Origin of the sequence: Streptomyces sp. NBC_00859 (genome assembly GCF_045161865.1) — a bacterium.
GTDB lineage: Bacteria > Actinomycetota > Actinomycetes > Streptomycetales > Streptomycetaceae > Streptomyces.
The window spans coordinates 1616575-1621205 of sequence record NZ_CP108826.1; the positions used below are offsets into that span (position 1 = coordinate 1616575).

Annotated in this window: 5 protein-coding genes; all 5 read right to left on the bottom strand. The window is 72.5% G+C overall.

Annotated elements, in window-relative coordinates:
• Window positions 1-24: 24 nt before the first annotated feature.
• Window positions 25-798, bottom strand: a complete 774-nt coding sequence (locus OG584_RS06790; RefSeq protein WP_405776049.1) for a thioesterase II family protein — start codon at window positions 796-798, stop codon at window positions 25-27.
• 935 nt (window positions 799-1733) lie between these two features.
• On the bottom strand, window positions 1734-1925 hold the full coding sequence (locus tag OG584_RS06795; RefSeq protein WP_405776052.1) for a hypothetical protein: 192 nt from the start codon (window positions 1923-1925) through the stop codon (window positions 1734-1736).
• 297 nt (window positions 1926-2222) lie between these two features.
• Window positions 2223-3239, bottom strand: coding sequence for a 2,3-diaminopropionate biosynthesis protein SbnB (gene sbnB / locus OG584_RS06800; protein WP_405776054.1), 1017 nt, complete (start codon window positions 3237-3239; stop codon window positions 2223-2225).
• Window positions 3233-4294 (bottom strand): 2,3-diaminopropionate biosynthesis protein SbnA, encoded by a 1062-nt coding sequence (gene sbnA, locus OG584_RS06805; protein WP_405776056.1) that lies wholly within the window; start codon window positions 4292-4294, stop codon window positions 3233-3235. Before sbnA ends, sbnB begins: the two co-directional genes overlap by 7 nt.
• Before the next feature lie 24 nt (window positions 4295-4318).
• Window positions 4319-4537 (bottom strand): MbtH family protein, encoded by a 219-nt coding sequence (locus OG584_RS06810; RefSeq protein WP_405776058.1) that lies wholly within the window; start codon window positions 4535-4537, stop codon window positions 4319-4321.
• Window positions 4538-4631: the final 94 nt, after the last annotated feature.

Sequence of the window (4631 nt, forward strand, 5' to 3'; positions counted from 1 at the left end):
GCCCCGGGCCGTCGGCAGGGCCGCTCAGCCGTCGGCGCCCGCCGTCGCCATCAGCCGCCCTGCCACGGCCCCCACCAGTGCTTCGTGACGCTCGCGCAGGTAGAAATGGCCGCCGGGCAGCACATCGAGGCGGAAGCCGTGCGGCGCGACGTCGGCCCAGGCCTCCATGTCCTCCACCGGCGCGGTCGGGTCCCGGTCGCCGACGTAGGCGTACACGGGACACGGCACGGGGTCCGCGGCGCGCGGGCCGTACGTGCCGACGATCCTGAAGTCCGCGCGGATGGCGGGCAGCGCGACCTCGCGGAAGTACGGATCGGCCAGCACCGACGGGTCGGTGCCGCCCAGCCGTCCCACCTCGGCGAGCAGCGCCTCGTCGCCCTCCTCGTGCAGGGCGCGCGGCCTCAGCAGGTGCGGGGGCCTGCGGCTCGACACATGGAGGCCGGCCGGGTTCACCCCGTAACGCGTCCGGAGGCGCAGCGCCACCTCGTACGCCAGCGAGGCACCCATGCTGTGCCCGAAGAGCGTGACCGGTATGTCGAGCCGGGGCCGCAGCGCCGCGCTCACCTGGTCAGCGAACTCGTCCATGCTGGTCGCGCAGGGCTCCGCCAGCCGGTCGAGCCGCCCGGGGTAGCGCGCCACCAGCACTTCCGTACCTTCGTCGAAGGCGGTACCCCAGGCGTGGAAGTACGTCGCCCACCCGCCCGCGTGCGGCAGCACGACGAGCCTGCGACGGGGGCGCCGCGCCGCCGCGTAGGTGCGGAACCACCGTTCGTCCGGGTCGGCCTGTGGCACGCGCATCTGGTCATCCTCCGGGCTGTGTGGGCGGGTGCGGCGTACGGGAGGGAGCTGGGGGCGGGCTCACGGCGGGGCGGGGCTGAGCAGGCAGGCAGGGAGGCAGGCAGCGAGCAGGAGCAGTGCCCGACGGAGAACGGGGTGCGCGGGCCGTGGACCTGGGCGGGCGGGCCCGAGCCCGTGGCGCCGCGGGCGGCGGTACTGCCGGTGATCGTCTGCCGGGCGGTGCTCACCCGGCCCATGAACCTCCGTGGGCACCAGTTCCTGACGCTGCGAGACGGCCGTGCCGTGCCACGCCACGTTGAAGGCACCATAGCCGACGACGGCCGGAGCCGAGACCGTGCCTCCGGTGGCCGCCATGCACAACGTGGCGCCCGCCGGAGCGAGTTCGAGCGGCACCGCTGAACCGGGCGTACCGGCGCAGCGTGACGCCGGGCTCCGCCCACCCGCCGATGGTGCAGGCGCCCGGGGAACAGGTCGAACCCCTTTCGCGCCAGGCACAGTTCGACTCGGCGAGGAGCACCGGGACGGTGGTCAGCGCCCGCCGACGAGATTACTGATCCCGGCCACCAGGCGCCTCCTGCACAGCAGTTGGTTCCGTCGGAGCCAGGCGGGCCGCCTCCACCGTGTCCCGGCGCGGGGCGAGCGGGCGAGGGCGCCTCGGTACGGGATCTGAAGGCGCCGCGCGGCGGCAGGAAGAGCACAGCAGCCGGGGACCACAGCTGGTGGAATCCCACTCCCGGGCGGTCAGCCGGGGTGGTCCCGGTGGTGGGCATCGCGAGGGTTCCCCGATCGCGGTGGCGGTCACCGGGGGCACCGCAGTACATGACCCGACGGGTTCCTGCGGAGGCTGGTGGGGGTCGGCGCGGGGCCAGTGCCCTGGAACACCGGGACGGCGGCCGGGCCTCCCTTGAGCCCGGGACGGGCGGGCGTGTGCGGTCTCAGCCGGTGCTGCTCCACTCCAGCGGGGGCGCGACGCTCGTGGTGGAGGGGGCCGGGGGCGTGGACGGCGCCGGGGACTCGTCCGCGAAGGCCGGTACCGACGCTCCTCCGAGGGCCAGGAGTGCCGCCGCCGCGAGGGTGGCGAGTGCCTTGCGAGCGGTGTGGGCGGCCGGTTCGGCGGTGTGCTTCACGGGTGTCTCCGTTCACTGATCTGGCGGCCCCGCGCTGTACGCGGCCCGGGAGTTCGCTCCCTGGCCGGCGGGGCGATGCAGACTCTGGCGACCGGAGATCTTCGTCGTATCTCCATCGGATGTAAGCGCGTGCGGAGGCAGGCTCGGAGCAGGAGCCGAGACGTTGGCCCGTACCCCGAAGCAGCGGCCGAGGCGGCCGCGGGCCCGCCGATGCGGCTGCGAAGGCGGCCACCGCTCACTGAGACGTGCTGCGGACGGGGGAGCCACATGTGCCGCTCCCCCGGCTGCCGCTTCCCGTCAGCCGGCGGGCCGCGCGGCGGTTTCCCGCGCCGGTACGGGCAGGAAGTCGTTCATCCGCACCCCCAGCCCGTCCCGCACGGCGGTGTTGTGCACCAGCTCGGCCAGCGCGAGGTCCAGGACCCCCAGGCCGAACGGTGAGAAGACCGTGACCCGCTCCCGGTCCGGCTCGTAGCGCCCTGCCGCGGCCAGCACCTCCCCGATCGACGTCGTGATGAAGTCGCGGTGTCCGACCAGCTGTTCCGCCAGGTGCGGGGAGGTATCGGCGCGGCACACGTGGTCAGGGTCGTCGACCACGTTCACCGCGTCGAGGAGCGACTCGGGGGTCACGTCGCGCAGGGACAGGTGCAGGACGAGCGTGCCCGGCCTGCACGCCGCGAGGCCGGTGTGCGGGACGGCTGCCGTCGTGGCGAAGCTGACCAGCGGGTGGGCCGCCAGGGCCTCGTCCAGCGACTCGGCGTACGTGACTTCGAGGTCGGCGGCGTGGGTCCGGGCGAACGCCGCCGCACGGGCACGGTCGAGGTCGAAGAGACGGACCGAGCGCAGTCCGGGTGCGACCACCCGCAAGAACCGCAGCACCTCGCCGTTGATCACCCCGGATCCGACCAGGGAGACCCCGGTGTGCGCGGCCGCGTCGGTCAGTGCGCCCACGGCCAGCGCGGCGCTCGCTGCGGTGCGGCGGGCCGAGATCACGGACGCCTCGATCAGTGCCTGCGGGTGTCCCGTGCTCAGCGAGTTCAGGACGATCGCCGCCGAGGCACGTTCCAGGCCCGCCGCGATGTTGCCCGGGAACGACGAGATCCACTTCATCCCGGCGACCGGGCTGGTGCCGCCCAGATAGGCGGGCAGGCCGATGATCCGGTTCTGCGGGACGTCCGGGAACCTGAGGAACACCGAGTGGGGCAGGGACGTGTCGTGCGCGGCGTGCGTGACGTACGCGCGGCGGACGGCGTCGAGGATGTCGGGCTCTCGGTCGTCGAGGACGTCGCGGACGGTCTGGTTTCCGATGACTAGCACGAGACGGGCTCCGTAGCGTGAAGGCGATTGTGGTGGGACGTCTGCCGGGCGGAGACCTGGACGTCCGACCGCGGAAGGTCGAAGAAGTGCGGGAGGGAACCGAAACGGGCGCCGACCCAGGAGTCGTCGTAGATCGTCTCCAGGTACCGTTCGCCGCGGTCGGGGAAGACCAGCACGCAGGTGGCGCCGTCCGGCAGGGTGTCGCGCACCCCGGCGAGCGCGCTGACCACCGCACCGGAGGAGCCGCCCGCCAGGATCGCCTCGGTGGCCGCGAGCCGGCGGCAGCCGACGACGCAGGCAAGGTCGCTCACGTGCACCACCGAGTCGGCCAGGCCCGGCATGTGCAGGGCCGGGCGGACAGCGGCGCCGTGGCCGGGCAGCAGCCGCGGCACGGCGGGCGGGTCCGGGGTGAAGATGGCGCTGCCGAGCGCGTCCACGGCCACGATCTCCACCGGCAGGCCGTGTTCACGCGCGTATTCGGCACAGCCGCGCAGCGTGCCGCAGGAACTCGCCGAACAGATCAGGTAGTCGAGGCTGCCGTCCGGCACCCCTTCGACGATCTCGCGCATCGTGGTCCGGTGGGCCAGCGCGTTGACCTCGTTGCCGTACTGGTTGGTCCAGTGGGCGCCGGGAATCCGCGCAGTCAGTTCGCGGACCCTGCGTATCCGGGCCGGCAGGTAGTCGCCGGTGGCCGCGTCGGGCTCGGTGACCATCTCCACCTCGGCCCCGAGGGCGACCATGATGTCGACGTTCTGCCGGTTCACCCGGGGGTCGACCACACAGATGAAGCGGAGATCGAAGTAGCGGCAGACCTGGGCAAGGCCGATACCGAGGTTGCCCGAGCTGGATTCGACGACGGTCGACTCGCCCGGTACGAGCCTGCCCCGCCCGATCATTTCGCTCAGCATGGCCACCGCCGGGCGGTCCTTGATGCTGCCCGCCGGGTTGAAGCCCTCCAGTTTGGCGTACACCTTGATCCGGTCGTCGCCGAGGAGCCGGGTGAGTTCGACCAGCGGCGTCGATCCGATGGCCGAGAGGATTCCTGTCCTGAGCACGTTGCCCTCCTGTTTCTGTCCGGCCTATGCCGTCCGCGCGCCCATCGCGTCGACGAGGCTCTTGGGACGCATGTCCGTCCAGTTGCGCTCGACGTAGTCCAGGCACTCCTGCCTGCCGTCCTCACCGAAGACGGCGGTCCAGCCGGCCGGGCGGTCGATGACGGCCGGCCACAGCGAGTGCTGGCCCTCGTCGTTGACGAGGACGAGGAAACGGGCGTCGTTGTCGTCGAAGGGGTTCGCCATGATGGATCTCCTTGCTGGGTATGCGATGTGATGGAAAATCAGAAAGGGTGGGAAGTCCGGCCGACGGACCGTCGACGGTGGCGGGCGGTGACAC

What these genes read in the sequence shown, in the direction of transcription:
- OG584_RS06790 (WP_405776049.1), bottom strand. Translation starts at nt 798, where the DNA reads ATGCGCGTGCCACAGGCCGACCCGGACGAACGGTGGTTCCGCACCTAC.
- OG584_RS06810 (WP_405776058.1), bottom strand. Translation starts at nt 4,537, where the DNA reads ATGGCGAACCCCTTCGACGACAACGACGCCCGTTTCCTCGTCCTCGTC.